The organism is Sphingomonas sp. 320_CC (assembly GCF_059691795.1).
This window is the reverse complement of the sequence record NZ_JCAWAE010000003.1, coordinates 452,196-465,519: the sequence shown is the minus strand read 5'-3', so window position 1 is coordinate 465,519 and position 13,324 is coordinate 452,196. Positions and strand designations below refer to the sequence as shown.

Here is a 13,324-nt window from a genome sequence, read left to right as displayed (position 1 = left end):
GTTACTCCGTGGGGGCGGACCAAACCATCGACTGGCGAAATACAGCGGCGAGCGCGCTCGACTGGTGGCACGAGGCTGGCGTCGACACGCTGGTCGACGACGTCCCGCGCGACTGGTTTGCGGCACCTGAGCCGCTTGTCGTACCGGCCGTTGCACCCGCTGCGCCGGTCGTGGCACCGTCCGCCATGCCGCTTTTGCTGGCCGATTTCCTGGCCTGGCGGAGCAGTGCGGAGGTTCCCGAGGCGGACTGGAGCGGGGTTTCGCTCGCTGCCGTAGGTCCGGCTGACGCTACGGTCATGGTGCTTGTCGATTGCCCCGACCGCGACGACGGCGATGCGGGCGCGTTGTTGAGTGGCGCATCGGGACGGCTGCTCGACAAGATGCTCGCGGCGATCGGACTGACGCGCGACGAAGTGCATCTCGCGGCGGTCTGCGCGAAGCGGCCGACGGCGGGGCGGATCCAGAGCGAGGTCGAGGCCCGGCTGTCGGAAATCGCCAAGCATCACATCGGGTTGGTTGCGTCCAAGCGGCTGCTGCTGCTCGGCAATGCGGCGAGCCGTGCGATCCTCGGGATGGAATTACAGGCCGCGCGTGGGCGTTTACACGGATTTAACCATAAGACCGGACAAACGGGGTCCGGTTCGGCGTCTGACGAAGCTTCCGACGAGACGGGCGTGGTCGCGAGCTTTCATCCGCGGTTTCTGATCGAGAAGCCCGCGGCCAAGGCCGAGGCCTGGAAGGATTTGCAGATGCTGATGCGCGGACTGACGTCGCAAGAGGGTGTGAGATGATTCGGACTCTGGCTATCATTCTGGGGCTGAGCGCCCTCCCCCTTCCGGCTCTGGCGGCAACCGTTGCCGATGAGCCGGGCGGTAATGCGCGGCTCGGCACGACGCAGTTGATCGGCGCACCGACGATCGAACAGATTCCCGACCAGCTCGATGCCAGCCAGCGCGAGGCCTACAAGACGGTGTTCGCGGCGATCCGCGACGGCAAGTGGACCGACGCGCAGATCGGGCTCGACACGATGAAGCCCGGCCCGCTGCACGCGATCGCGCGCGCAGAGATGTATACGGCGAAGGGCTCGCCGCGCGTCGAGATGGAGCCGCTGGTCGCGCTGCTTAACGAAGCGCCCGAACTGCCCGAAGCCGCGCAGATCTCGCGCCTCGCGACGACCCGCGGCGCGGTCGACCTCCCTCCCCTGCCCGCAGCTCAGCGGCTGATCTGGCAGGACGGCGCGCCGCGTCGCGTCCGCGCCAAGAGCCTGCAGGGCGACATGATCGCCGCCGATCTGGCGCTGAAGATGCAGCCCTACGTGAAGGCGGACATGGGCCGCGAGGCACAGTCGCTGCTCGAGAGTACGCCGGGGCTCACTCCCGAGGCGCTGACCGAGTGGCAGCAGAAGATCGCGTGGATCTATTTCCTCCAAGGCGACGACGTGAACGCGCGCGTGATGGCGGCGAAGGCACAGGACGGCGTCGGCGACTGGGCGGTGCAGGGTCGCTGGGTCGGCGCGCTGTCGGCGTGGCGGCAGAATGATTGCGCGAATGCCGAGACCGGGTTCGAGGGCGTCGCGGCACGCGCTGGCGACGTCGATCTGCGTGCGGCGGCACTGTACTGGGCGTCGCGCGCGGACATGGTCTGCTCGCGCCCCGACAAGATCGAGGGCCGGCTGAAGGCCGCGGCACAGTTCGGCGAGAGCTTCTACGGCCAGCTCGCGCGCCAGCAATTGGCGATGAAGGACAAGGGCACGTCGGTCGGCGGGCTCGTGGCCAGCGACTGGAAGGTCGTCGGCAAGCGTCCGAACGTCCGCGTCGCGGCGGCACTGGTCGAGGTTGGCGAGACCGACCTGGCCGATACCGTCATCCGCCAGCAGGCGAAGATCGGCGATCCGCGCGAGTTCGCCAACCTGGTCCGGGTGGCGGAAGCGCTGAGCCTGCCCGCGACGACCGTCTGGCTCGCGCACAACTGCCCGCAGGGGGTCACGTCGACCGCCGAGGCGCGATATCCGACGCCGAACTGGACGCCCGACAGCGGCTGGCACATCGACAAGGCGCTGGTCTACGCGCACACGCTCGAGGAATCGCGGTTCCGCAACACGATCAAGAGCCCGGCCGGCGCGTATGGCCTGATGCAGATCATGCCCGCCGCCGCGACCGACTTCGCGCGTGAGCGTGGCACCTCGATCGACGTGAAGGCGCTGACCAAGCCGAGCACCAACATGGATGTCGGTCAGCGCCATCTCGAGCGGCTGCGCGACATGGCGGGCGTCACCGGCGGGCTGCTGCCGAAGGTGATCGCAGCGTATAATGCAGGCCCGCGCCCGGTCGGCGACTGGAACGCGATCGTCCACGATAACGGCGATCCGCTGATGTATATCGAGAGCATTCCGTATTGGGAGACGCGCGGCTACGTCACCACCGTGCTGCGCAATTACTGGATGTACGAGGCGCAGGGCGGCAAGAAGGCGTCGACCAGCCGCAATGCACTGGCGCAAGGCATGTGGCCCCGCTTCCCCGGCCTGCCGGGTGCGACCGCGGTGCGGCTGGCGGCCAAGCCGTACACGCAATATCGTGCCAGCACGGCGCCCTTGAATGCCACCGTCGCGGTGAATGCCAGCGTCGGTCCGCAATCCACCACTGTCACGCGCGCGGACTGAGTTTCATGCCGATCGATGAAAGCCGGACGTTCCTGCCGGTCCGGATCGCCGTGCTGACCGTGTCGGACACGCGTGGCCTTGCCGAGGATCGCTCGGGCGATACGTTGGTCGCGCGTCTGACCGAAGCGGGCCACGTTCTCGCCGACCGCCGGATCGAGAAGGACGACGTCGAGACGATCGTGTCCCGCCTGCACGCGTGGATCGGCGATCCGGAGGTAGACTGCATCATCACCACCGGCGGCACCGGCGTGACCGGGCGCGACGTGACGCCCGAAGCTGTGGAGCAGGTCGCCGAGAAGATGATTCCGGGGTTCGGCGAGCTCTTCCGGATGCTCAGCTACCAGACGATTGGCACCTCGACCGTCCAGTCGCGCGCGTGCGCCTGCGTGTCGCACGGCACCTACATATTCGCGCTGCCCGGCTCGACCGGCGCGGTGAAGGACGGCTGGGACGGCATCCTGCGCGACCAGCTCGACAGCCGCCACCGCCCCTGCAACTTCGTCGAGCTAATGCCGCGGCTGCTGGAGCGCTGAGCCTCTTGCTCGAGGGGTGCTGGTAACTCCCCTGCCGTCCCGTCCCCGGCTAGCTGCTGCCCCCCTGCCTGGCGTGCGAAAGAGCGGCGGGCGCCGAATACCGCCCTTCCCAATTTGCTGCAATTTTTGCCAAGTTGTGGCGCATCCCACCAGTCAGAACGGACCGGAACTGCGTCAGGAACTGGCGAAAATATCTTGCTGACTGAACACCTTCACCGCTGTGTGCTGCTGTGTTACCTAACTGGCACGGTCGATGCAGTAGTCGAGATACCGCCCAGCCGGGCGCGTCTCAACTACTGAAGGACGCTACCATGACCTCGATGATCCTGAAGAGCCTGGCCCTCGCCACCGTACTCGTCGCCAGCGCGCCCGCCTTTGCAGCACCTGCCCGCCCTCAGCAGACGGTCCTCAAATACGATGCGAAGACCCACCAATATTGCCTGACCGAACCCGCTGTGACCGGAAGCCTAATCGGACGAAAAACCTGCCAGACCGCCGCGCAATGGTCAGAAGCCGGATTGAACATGCCGAAGTCGATCGAGCTTGCACAGAAGTGACCGGCGCGACGCGGCTCGCCGGGTGGCGGGCCGCGTTGCGGCGTATGCACGACCAGACGGTCAGCCCTTGGCGGCGTGGATCAGGTCGACGAGCTGTTTGTTGATCGAAGCCCCGTGCAGATGGAGATGCACCGCGTCATACCCCTCGCGCCGCAACCGTTGGCGCAAGTCGTTGACCGAGTTGCACGCACCCGATCTTGCTAACTCGAAGGCGCGTTCCACCGTGGTGATCTGCTCCGTCATCTCTCTGCCCTAGGCGCTCTGCCGCACCTCTGCGAGCGATCTTTCGCACCGGTGCAAACAGATCGAAAACGAATGTTTCACTACCGAATTAACCGTCTGGAAGGCACGTCGAATCCATGAACCCGGCGTGGGATCGGCCAGGGGGCCGGTCCAAAGGGGACATCGTCGAATGTACAAGTTCATGCTTATCGCGGCACTCGCCGCAACGCCGGCGGCGCCTGCGTTCGCACAGTCCGACACCGGGCGGGATTTCGGTCGCGATGCCGGACCGGGCTACGGCGCAACCGACGGCGTCAGCGGCTTTCGTGCCGAGCCGCGCATCGGGTACGACCGCGTGATCACCGAATTGAACGTCGAGACCGCGGACGATTCGGCTAGCGTGCGCGAGGGGAAGAGCGGCGTCACCTATGGTGGCGAACTCGGCTACGACATGGTCGTGAACACCGACATGATGCTGGGCGTCTATGGCGGCATCGAGGGATCGAGCGTCGAGCAGTGCTTCCCCGGCAACGGGCCGGAAACGTGCCTTACCCCCGGCCGCAACCTGACGGCAGGCGTACGCGGCGGCTTCCTGCTGAACCCCAACACGGTGTTGTACATCAAGGGCGGCTATTCGAACGGCCAGATCCGCATCGGCTATTCGGACCGTGACTTTCCCCAGGACAATTTCCGCGTGTCGGACAATCTGAGCGGTTTCCATGCCGGCGCAGGCGTGCAGACCGCATTCGGGCGCAATTTCTACGGCAAGCTCGAATATGTCTACACCGACTATAACGGCTACGAGATCACCGACGGCACCGACAAGGCCAGCCTGGATTTCAGCCGGCATCAGGTAGTTGCGGGGCTCGGCGTTCGCTTCTGATTTCGTTCTTGCTATGTTCCCGGGCGGCGCTTAGTTTCAAGTCATGAAACAGGCCCGTCCGGTTCGTGGTGCGACGCTAAATAGCGAGAGCCGGCGGTTCAATCTGCCGCAGACCGAAGCAGATGGCGACTGGCTGGACATGCGCGAGGGAATCGACGGGATCGCGCCGAAACTTCGGACGACGGTGACAGTCGAGACCCCGCGCACGATCATAAGCCGCAACGCGTCGCCCGACGTGCCGTTCGACCGCTCGATCAATCCATATCGCGGATGCGAGCACGGCTGCATCTACTGCTTCGCGCGGCCGAGCCATGCGTTTCATGATTTGTCGCCGGGGCTCGATTTCGAGAGCAAGCTGTTTGCTAAATCGTCTGCGGCTGGCTTGCTGCGAGCCGAATTGTCGAAGCCCGGCTATGCCGTCGCACCGATGGCGTTGGGGACGAACACCGATCCGTACCAGCCGATCGAGACCGACTGGCGGATCACGCGCGGTATTATCGAGGTGCTCAGCGAGACGGATCATCCGTTGACGATCACCACCAAGTCGGACCGCGTGGTGCGCGATATCGACTTGCTCGCGCCGATGGCGGCGAAGGGGCTGGCGGCGGTGGCAATGTCGATCACGTCGCTCGATCCGAAGGTGGCGTTGACCGTCGAACCGCGTGCACCGCATCCGGAGCGGCGGCTGGCGGCAGTTCGCAAACTCGCCGATGCGGGGGTGCCGGTCTACGTTTCGATCGCGCCGGTCATCCCGGCAATCACCGATCACGAGATCGAGCATCTGATTGCACGGGCGGCCGAGGCTGGGGCGACGCGGGCGTTCTTCATTCCGGTGCGATTGCCGCATGAGGTGGCACCGCTGTTCCGGGCTTGGCTCGACGAGCATTTTCCGGATCGCGCGGGGAAGGTGATGGCGACGATCGCATCGCTGCGCGGCGGCAAGGATAACGATCCGAACTTCTTCACGCGAATGCAAGGGCAAGGGCCTTGGGCGGACTTGCTCGGGACACGGTTCCGGATTGCGTGCGCAAAGCACGGGTTGAACCGGGAGCGGGTAGCGTTGCGGAGTGATCTGTTCCGGGCGCCGAGGGGGCCGCAGGGGGAGTTGTTTTGAGCGAAGGCTTGGCGGATGCGCGGTAGATGGCTCGGCGGGCGATCCCCGCGCTATCCCCCACGCGGGTCAGACGTGCCGTTCTGCTCCCCTCCCCTGGAAGGGAGGGGTTGGGGGTGGGTCAGCTTCCGCGCGTCCGAACCGTCATGGCTCAATTGGGCCAACCCACCCCCGGCCCCTCCCTTTCAGGGAGGGGGGAAGTCTTGGCGCTCGCCCGGTCGAGTTCTAGTACGCCACGAACCCGGCAGCTCGTCAGACCAACTTAGCGCTTATCGTCCTCATGCAGCGCCCTCGGGTTGCCAGAGTTCGATCGGGTTGCCTTCCGGATCGTGGATGCGGGCGAAACGGCCGAAGCCGGGCATGTCCCACTCGGGATTGGCGATCACCGCAATCCCGGCCGCGCGGAGCGTTGCGATCAGGCCGTCGAGGTCGTTGACGCGAAGATTGAGCATCCACGGGCGATCCGCGGGGAAATAATCGGCGTCGACCGCGAACGGCGTGAAGACGCTGGGTCCGGCCTGCGTCTCCCACGATCCATAGGGCACTGAGCCGACACCGAGATGCTCGACATACCAGGCACGTATCGCCTCCGGGTCCTTTGCCCGGAAGAAGAAGCCGCCGATCCCGGTCACGCCCATAGCCGCCCCCTTAGTGTCGCCCCGCCAAAGCCAAGGCGATGATAGCAGACGGAGCATGGCGACACAGCCGACAGACCGGTCCGTTTCGGTTGCTCTATGGCATCGGGTGTCAAGGCTACTTCCGGCACAGCGCCGGTAAGCAGCCTTGGACGTGACGCCGGTCCCAGCTTGTCAGCGACTAGTAGGCGCGGCCGATCAGGATGCGTTCCACCGCGGGATCGCCAGTGAAGATGCAGGCGCCATCGTCGCACCCGGTTTGCCCCATCGGTGCGTTGCGGATCGTGAGCTTGAGCGCCTTGAGACGCTCGACGACCTTGTCGAGTGCCGCCCCCGTCGGCTTCGACCAGCGCACGTCGACCCAGCCGGGGTTCTTCACGCCGTCCGCAAAATGCGCCTCGACTGCGGCGAAGTCGTTGGCGGGGACGATATTGCCCTTCACGCGGTTCATCGACTCGACGTGGAGCGTCGCCTGCACTTCGGCCAGCATGCCCGAGACCTCGCCGACGAACGCGTCGCGCGGTGTGGCGACGCTGTCGAGCTTGCCGTCCTCACGGTAAAGCCGGTCGCGGCGGATCACGGTGACGTTGCCGCCCGCCATGTCGCGCCCGCCGACCTCGATCACGATCGGGGCGCCCTTCTTGACCCAGCCCCAGCGCTTGGTTGCGGCCTTGGCGGGCTTGAGGTCGAGCAACGCACGGACCGGCTCGCCGAGCGCGGACTGCTTGGCCAGTTCGGCCTGGAGCGACTTGCAATACTCGACGATCGCCGCGTCCTCGGGGACGTCGCGCATCATCGGGACGATCACGACCTGCCACGGCGCGATCATCGGCGGCACGCGCAGGCCGTCGTCGTCGCCGTGGACCATGATCACCGCGCCGATCATCCGCGTCGACACGCCCCAGCTGGTGGTGTTGCACAGCTCGAACTCGCCGCCCGCATTCTGGAAGCGGATGTTCTGCGCCGACGCGAAATTGGTGCCGAGGAAATGTGAGGTGCCGGCTTGCAGCGCCTTGCCGTCCTGCATCATCGCCTCGATCGAATAGGTCGCGACCGCGCCGGGGAAGCGCTCGTTCTCGGGCTTCTCGCCGGCGATGACGTGGACGCCGAGGCATTCCTCCGCGAAGTCGCGATAGACTTCGAGCATCTTGAGCGTCTCGTCACGCGCTTCGTCGGCGGTCGCGTGCGCGGTGTGGCCTTCCTGCCAGAGGAACTCGCTGGTGCGCAGGAACATGCGGGTGCGCATTTCCCAGCGGACGACGTTGGCCCATTGGTTGATCAGCACGGGCAGGTCGCGCCACGACTGGATCCAGCGCGCGAACGCGGCGCCGATGACCATTTCGGAGGTCGGGCGGACGACAAGCGGCTCCTCGAGCTTGGCGTCGGGATCGGGGATCAGGCGACCATAGCCATCGGCCTTGAGGCGGTGGTGCGTGACCACGGCCATTTCCTTGGCGAACCCGTCGACGTGCTCGGCCTCCTTCTCGAAGTAGGAGAGCGGGATGAAGAGCGGGAAATAGCAGTTCTCGTGACCGGTCGCCTTGATCCGGTCGTCGAGCAGGCGCTGGATGCGCTCCCAGATGCCATAGCCCCAGGGGCGGATGACCATGCAGCCGCGGACGCCGGATTCCTCGGCGAGATCGGCCTCGGAGATGACGGCCTGGTACCAGGCGGAAAAATCCGCCTCGCGGGTGACGGGGAGTGCGCGCTTTATCATGGGGTGCGGATAGCGGGTGTGGCTGTGTTCGTCACGTGTGAGTTGCGGGGGTGGCGACGCGGCGGTGGTTTGCGTAGGGGTCGCGCATGCCCACCGACCGCATCCTTCCCGCCATCGGCATGCGGTTGCTGTCGGTCGTGATCTTCGCGCTGATGAATACCGCGATCAAGCTGGCCGAGCGGCACGGCGCCAGTGTGTCGGAAATCCTGTTCTTCCGGCAGTTCGGCGCGTGTCTGCTGGTGTCGGCGGTGATCGTCGTGGGGCCGGGCCTGCCTTCGATCGCGACCAAGCGGATGCCGGCGCATGTCGTGCGGGCGATCGTCGGACTGTCGGCGATGGCATTTACCTTCAACGGGATCGTCGCGTTGCCGCTCGCGGAGGCGACGACGATCGGGTTCACGGTGCCGGTGTTCGCGACGATCCTGGGGGCGCTGGTGTTGCGCGAGCCGACCGGGTGGCATCGCTGGGCGGCAGTGGCCACTGGCTTTGCGGGGGTGTTGATCGTCGCGCAGCCGGGCGGGGATCACTTTCCGTTGTGGGGCGCCGGGTGTGCGCTGGCGGGGGCGTTCGGGACGGCGAGCGTGTCGATCCTGTTGCGGCAGATCGGCAAGACCGAGAGCGCGCTGACGACGGTGTTCTGGTTCTCGGCGCTTTCGTTGCTCCCGCTGTCGCTGTTCTACGGGCGAGCGGCGCAGTCGCATGATCTGGTCGCGTGGGTGTGTCTGGCGAGCGTCGGGACCTTCGGCGGGCTGGCGCAGATCGCGATGACGACGTCGTTGCGGCTCGGGCCGGTGTCGGTGGTGGTGCCGATGGATTATTCGAGTTTGCTCTGGGCGACGTTGCTGGGGTGGCTGGTGTTCGACACGCTGCCGGCGAAGGCGACCTGGGTCGGGGCGCCGGTCATCGTGGCGAGCGGGTTGTATATCGTGTGGCGGGAGCATGTGCGACGGCGGGAAGAGACGGAGCAGGCGGTTGCTTGATGGCGAACCCCTCGATCCTCCCCCGCCAGGGGGAGGTGTCGCCGAAGGTGACGGAGGGGGAGGATACGGAACCAACGTGGCTCCTTACCTCCCCCTCCGTCTGGCAAGAGCCAGCCACCTCCCCCTAGCGGGGGAGGATCAGCACGTAGCGCGCTATCTAACCCGCGCTGTCTCCAGCATCCGCTTCGCGCGCAGGTACATCTCGATGCGCTGCGTAGTGAACAGGCCGAGCGCCAGCGCGACCAGCATGTCGGTGATCGCGAAGGCATCTAGATGGAGCGCGTGGCCGTCGCCGATCACCGCGCGCGCGCCGGTTCGGACTGCGACGATCGCTACGATGAACAGCACCGCTGCCGGGGACGACGTCATGTTGAGCGCGTGGCTGTCGGGATCGATCGTGATCCGCATGAGCTTGCCGCGCTGCCAGCCGAGCACTGCGCCCATGACCAGGGCCAGCGCGCAGAACAGCCAGGCGAGGCCGTGCGGGGGGTACATCACGAACATGTAGAGCGCGACGGCGGCGTAGAGCGCGGGGAAAACCCAGAGGCGTTCGAGCCTGAGCGGCTTCACCACGCTCATGCGGCGCCAGCGAACCGCGAAGACGATGCCGATAATGACCGCGGTGATCGCGTAGCTGATCCAGCCTTGTGCTTCGGGCGCCTGCATTGCGTCCCCCACGCGATCACCTTCAGTTGGTGTAGCATGGCAGCAATACAGCCGAGGTAAAAGAGGCGGCATTTTTGAACTGCCACCCCGGCGGAGGCCGGGGCTCAATTGGATAGGTGGCAATAACGACACGCCGCCATCCCTTAGCAGCGTCTCCCAATTGGACCCCGGCCTTCGCCGGGGTGGTATTATTCTTCGGGTGGAAGCGTCACATCCCGAATATCACCTGCTTCCCTTACTCCGCCGCCTGCGCCAGCGGAGCCGGGTCCTTCCAGACCAGCACCGGCTTGCGTGCCGCGAGCGTCTCGTCGAGGCGGGCGCGGGGGGCGAAGTGGGGGGCGGTCTTTAGGCTGGGGTCGCCGGCTTTCGCGCGTTCGGCGACCGAGCGGAGTGCGGCGATGAACTGGTCGAGCGCCGCCTTCGATTCGGTCTCGGTCGGCTCGACCAGCATCGCGCCGTGGACGACGAGCGGGAAATACATCGTCATCGGGTGGAAACCCTCGTCGATCAGGCCCTTCGCGATGTCGATCGTCGAGAAGCCCGCGGCGAGGCCCGAGTCCGAGAACAGCGCCTCGTGCATGCACGGCCCCGACGGACCGAACGGTGCGTCGAGCGTGTCGTCGAGGCTGCGCAGGATGTAGTTCGCGTTGAGCACTGCATCCTCCGACACCTGGCGCAGGCCGTCCGCGCCGTGGCTGAGGATGTAGGTCAGCGCGCGCGTGAACATACCCATCTGGCCATGGAACGCGACCATGCGGCCGAAGCTACCGGCGTGATGTTCGCCTGCGGTTTCTTCCTCGACGAGGACGAACTGGCCGTCCTGATTCTCGACGAACGGGAGCGGTGCGTAGGGGGTCAAAGCTTCCGAGAACACGACCGGACCCGAGCCTGGGCCGCCGCCGCCGTGCGGGGTCGAGAAGGTCTTGTGCAGGTTGATGTGCATCGCGTCGATGCCGAGATCGCCTGGCCGGACGCGGCCGACGATCGCGTTGAAGTTCGCGCCGTCGCAATAGACGAAGCCGCCCGCCGCGTGCACCGCATCGGAGATCTCGCGCATGTCGCGCTCGAACAGGCCGCAGGTGTTGGGGTTGGTGATCATCACGCCGGCGACGTCGGGGCCGAGCCGGGCCTTTAGCGCGGCGGTGTCGACGCGGCCTTCGGCGGTGGCGGGGATGTCCTCGACGCTATAGCCGGCGAAGGCTGCGGTGGCGGGGTTGGTGCCGTGTGCGCTCTCGGGGACGAGGATGATCTTCCGCGCGCCTTCGCCCTTGGCTTCGAGTGCGGCGCGGATCGCGAGGATGCCGCAGAGCTCGCCGTGTGCGCCCGCCTTGGGGCTCATCGCGACCGAGGTCATGCCGGTGAGCGTGACGAGCCAGTGCGCGAGCTGGTGGATGACTTCGAGCGCGCCCTGCACGGTGTCGACCGGCTGGAGCGGGTGGACGTCGGAGAACCCGGGCAGCCGCGCCATCTTCTCGTTGAGGCGCGGATTGTGCTTCATGGTGCACGAGCCGAGCGGGAAGAAGCCGAGGTCGATGCCGTAGTTCTGGCGTGAGAGGCGCGTGTAGTGGCGAACGGTTTCCGGTTCGGAAAGACCGGGGAGGCCGATCGGTGCGGTGCGCGACAGGCCGGCCAAGCGGCTTAGCCCTCTCCCCTCCGGGGAGAGGGTTGGGTGAGGGGCTGTTCCGGGTGCAGCATTGCTTGGCTGCCCCTCACCCCGACCCTCTCCCCGGAGGGGAGAGGGAGCAGCGAAATCTACGCCGGTGGTGTGCGCGTCGCCGATCTCGAAGATCAGCGCTTCTTCCAGCATCAGGGCCTTGTTGCCGGTTACCGATGCGGGGACGTTACTCGTATTCTGCTCCGGCGAGGTCGGGCGCCAGCCGCTCTGGTTGATGCTCATGCCAGTATCTCCTGGAGTGCGGACGCAAGCGTTTCGACGTCCTCCGCGGTGGTCGTTTCCGTCACGGCGACGACGAGGCCGTTCGCAAGGGCGTCCTGCCCGGGGTAAAGACGGCCGAGCGACACGCCGGCGAGGATACCGCGATCGGCTAGCGTGCGGACCACGGGGCGGGCTTCGACGGGCAACTTCAGCGTGAACTCGTTGAAGAAGCTGTCGTTGACGAGTTCGACGCCGGGGATCTGCGACAGGCGCTCGGCGGCGGATACTGCGCCTGCGTGGTTCACTTCGGCCAATTGGCGCAGACCGGCTTCGCCGAGCAGCGTCATGTGGATCGAGAACGCCAGCGCGCAGAGGCCGGAGTTGGTGCAGATGTTCGACGTCGCCTTTTCGCGGCGGATGTGCTGCTCGCGGGTCGACAGCGTGAGGACGAAACCGCGGCGGCCGTCCGCGTCGACGGTCTCGCCGCAAAGGCGACCGGGCATCTGGCGGACGTATTTGTCCTTGCAACCAAACAGGCCGACGTAAGGCCCGCCGAACTGGAGGCCGACGCCAAGCGACTGGCCTTCGCCGACGACGATGTCCGCGTCCATCTCGCCAGGCGAAGTGATCGCGCCCAAGGCGACCGGCTCGGTGACGACCGCGATCAGCAGCGCCTTCTTCGCGTGGCACGCATCCGCGAGCGGGCGCAGGTCGGCGATGCGGCCGAGGATGTCGGGGTACTGGACGACGACGCACGACGTATCGTCGTCGATCTTCGCGATCAGCTGGTCGAGGTCCATGTCGGCGACCAATTCGGGCGCGGTCGTGTCGAGCACGTCGCCGGTGAACTTGGCCATCGTGTTCGCGACCGAGACGTAATGCGGGTGGAGACCCGACGACAGGATCGCCCTGCCCCGCTTGGTGATGCGCCTAGCCATCACGATCGCTTCCCAGCACGCGGTCGAGCCGTCGTACATCGAGGCGTTGGCGACGTCGGTGCCAAGCAGCCGCGCGACCTGAGTCTGGAACTCGAACAGCATCTGCAGCGTGCCCTGCGCGATTTCGGGCTGGTACGGCGTGTACGCGGTGAGGAACTCGCCGCGCTGGATCAGGTGGTCGACCGACGCCGGGACGTGGTGCTTGTAAGCGCCGCAGCCGAGGAAGAACGGCGCTTCGCCCGCGGTGAGGTTCTTTTTCGCGAGCGCCGACATGTGGCGTTCGACCGCCATTTCGGAGGCGTGCATCGGCAGGTCGCGGACCGGGCCGTCGAGGCGGGCGGCTTCGGGGACGTCGACGAAGAGGTCGTCGATGGTCGAGGCACCGATGACGGCGAGCATTTCCGCACGGTCGGGCTGGGTCAGGGGAAGGTAGCGCATTCTAGTCTCCTCCCCTCCCGTTCACGGGAGGGGTCGGGGGAGGGAATGAGACGGGGAACGACTGTAACAGCCCCTCCCCCGACCCCTCCCGCAAGCGGGAGGGGAGCAG

At 66.2% G+C, this 13,324-nt stretch carries 13 protein-coding genes; 7 read left to right on the top strand and 6 right to left on the bottom strand.

Going from position 1 to position 13,324, the window contains the following annotated elements; all coding sequences use genetic code 11:
* Positions 1-8 precede the first annotated feature (8 nt).
* From AC59GX_RS13600 to AC59GX_RS13585, 4 genes are all read left to right on the top strand, one after another.
* A complete protein-coding gene (locus tag AC59GX_RS13600) occupies positions 9-791 on the top strand; it encodes a uracil-DNA glycosylase (RefSeq protein ID WP_426281363.1) in 783 nt (260 codons plus the stop codon).
* Positions 788-2,659, top strand: a complete 1,872-nt coding sequence (locus AC59GX_RS13595; RefSeq protein ID WP_497301893.1) for a lytic transglycosylase domain-containing protein — start codon at positions 788-790, stop codon at positions 2,657-2,659. The genes AC59GX_RS13600 and AC59GX_RS13595 overlap by 4 nt, the downstream gene beginning before the upstream one ends.
* A gap of 5 nt (positions 2,660-2,664) precedes the next feature.
* Positions 2,665-3,192, top strand: coding sequence for a molybdenum cofactor biosynthesis protein B (moaB, locus tag AC59GX_RS13590; RefSeq protein ID WP_056057366.1), 528 nt, complete (start codon positions 2,665-2,667; stop codon positions 3,190-3,192).
* Between the two features lie 311 nt (positions 3,193-3,503).
* Positions 3,504-3,749, top strand: a complete 246-nt coding sequence (locus AC59GX_RS13585) for a hypothetical protein (RefSeq protein WP_426281366.1) — start codon at positions 3,504-3,506, stop codon at positions 3,747-3,749.
* 60 nt (positions 3,750-3,809) lie between these two features.
* On the opposite strand, the gene AC59GX_RS13580 is transcribed toward AC59GX_RS13585, so the two are convergent.
* On the bottom strand, positions 3,810-3,992 hold the full coding sequence (locus tag AC59GX_RS13580; RefSeq protein ID WP_056057360.1) for a hypothetical protein: 183 nt from the start codon (positions 3,990-3,992) through the stop codon (positions 3,810-3,812).
* A gap of 169 nt (positions 3,993-4,161) precedes the next feature.
* Here AC59GX_RS13580 and AC59GX_RS13575 point away from each other — a divergent pair, with 169 nt between their 5' ends.
* Together AC59GX_RS13575 and AC59GX_RS13570 are read left to right on the top strand one after the other, a co-directional pair.
* Positions 4,162-4,854 carry an outer membrane protein gene (locus tag AC59GX_RS13575; protein WP_426281367.1) on the top strand — a complete coding sequence of 231 codons (693 nt, stop codon included), beginning with the start codon at positions 4,162-4,164 and terminating at the stop codon, positions 4,852-4,854.
* A 43-nt stretch (positions 4,855-4,897) separates the two neighbouring features.
* Complete coding sequence (locus AC59GX_RS13570) at positions 4,898-5,968, top strand: PA0069 family radical SAM protein (RefSeq protein WP_426281368.1); 1,071 nt, start codon at positions 4,898-4,900, stop codon at positions 5,966-5,968.
* A 275-nt stretch (positions 5,969-6,243) separates the two neighbouring features.
* Here the strand turns inward: AC59GX_RS13570 and AC59GX_RS13565 are convergent, their stop codons facing one another.
* Complete coding sequence (locus tag AC59GX_RS13565) at positions 6,244-6,603, bottom strand: VOC family protein (protein ID WP_426281369.1); 360 nt, start codon at positions 6,601-6,603, stop codon at positions 6,244-6,246.
* A gap of 178 nt (positions 6,604-6,781) precedes the next feature.
* Positions 6,782-8,317, bottom strand: coding sequence for an aminoacyl--tRNA ligase-related protein (locus AC59GX_RS13560; RefSeq protein ID WP_426281370.1), 1,536 nt, complete (start codon positions 8,315-8,317; stop codon positions 6,782-6,784).
* Between the two features lie 86 nt (positions 8,318-8,403).
* On the opposite strand from AC59GX_RS13560, the gene AC59GX_RS13555 reads away from it, so the two are divergent.
* Positions 8,404-9,297, top strand: a complete 894-nt coding sequence (locus tag AC59GX_RS13555; protein ID WP_426281371.1) for a DMT family transporter — start codon at positions 8,404-8,406, stop codon at positions 9,295-9,297.
* 153 nt (positions 9,298-9,450) lie between these two features.
* On the opposite strand, the gene AC59GX_RS13550 is transcribed toward AC59GX_RS13555, so the two are convergent.
* The 3 genes from AC59GX_RS13550 to gcvPA form a co-directional block, all read right to left on the bottom strand.
* A complete protein-coding gene (locus tag AC59GX_RS13550) occupies positions 9,451-9,975 on the bottom strand; it encodes a CcdC protein domain-containing protein (protein ID WP_497301889.1) in 525 nt (174 codons plus the stop codon).
* A gap of 223 nt (positions 9,976-10,198) precedes the next feature.
* Complete coding sequence (gcvPB, locus tag AC59GX_RS13545) at positions 10,199-11,860, bottom strand: aminomethyl-transferring glycine dehydrogenase subunit GcvPB (protein ID WP_426281374.1); 1,662 nt, start codon at positions 11,858-11,860, stop codon at positions 10,199-10,201.
* Positions 11,857-13,215, bottom strand: a complete 1,359-nt coding sequence (gene gcvPA, locus AC59GX_RS13540; RefSeq protein ID WP_426281375.1) for an aminomethyl-transferring glycine dehydrogenase subunit GcvPA — start codon at positions 13,213-13,215, stop codon at positions 11,857-11,859. Before gcvPA ends, gcvPB begins: the two co-directional genes overlap by 4 nt.
* Positions 13,216-13,324: the final 109 nt, after the last annotated feature.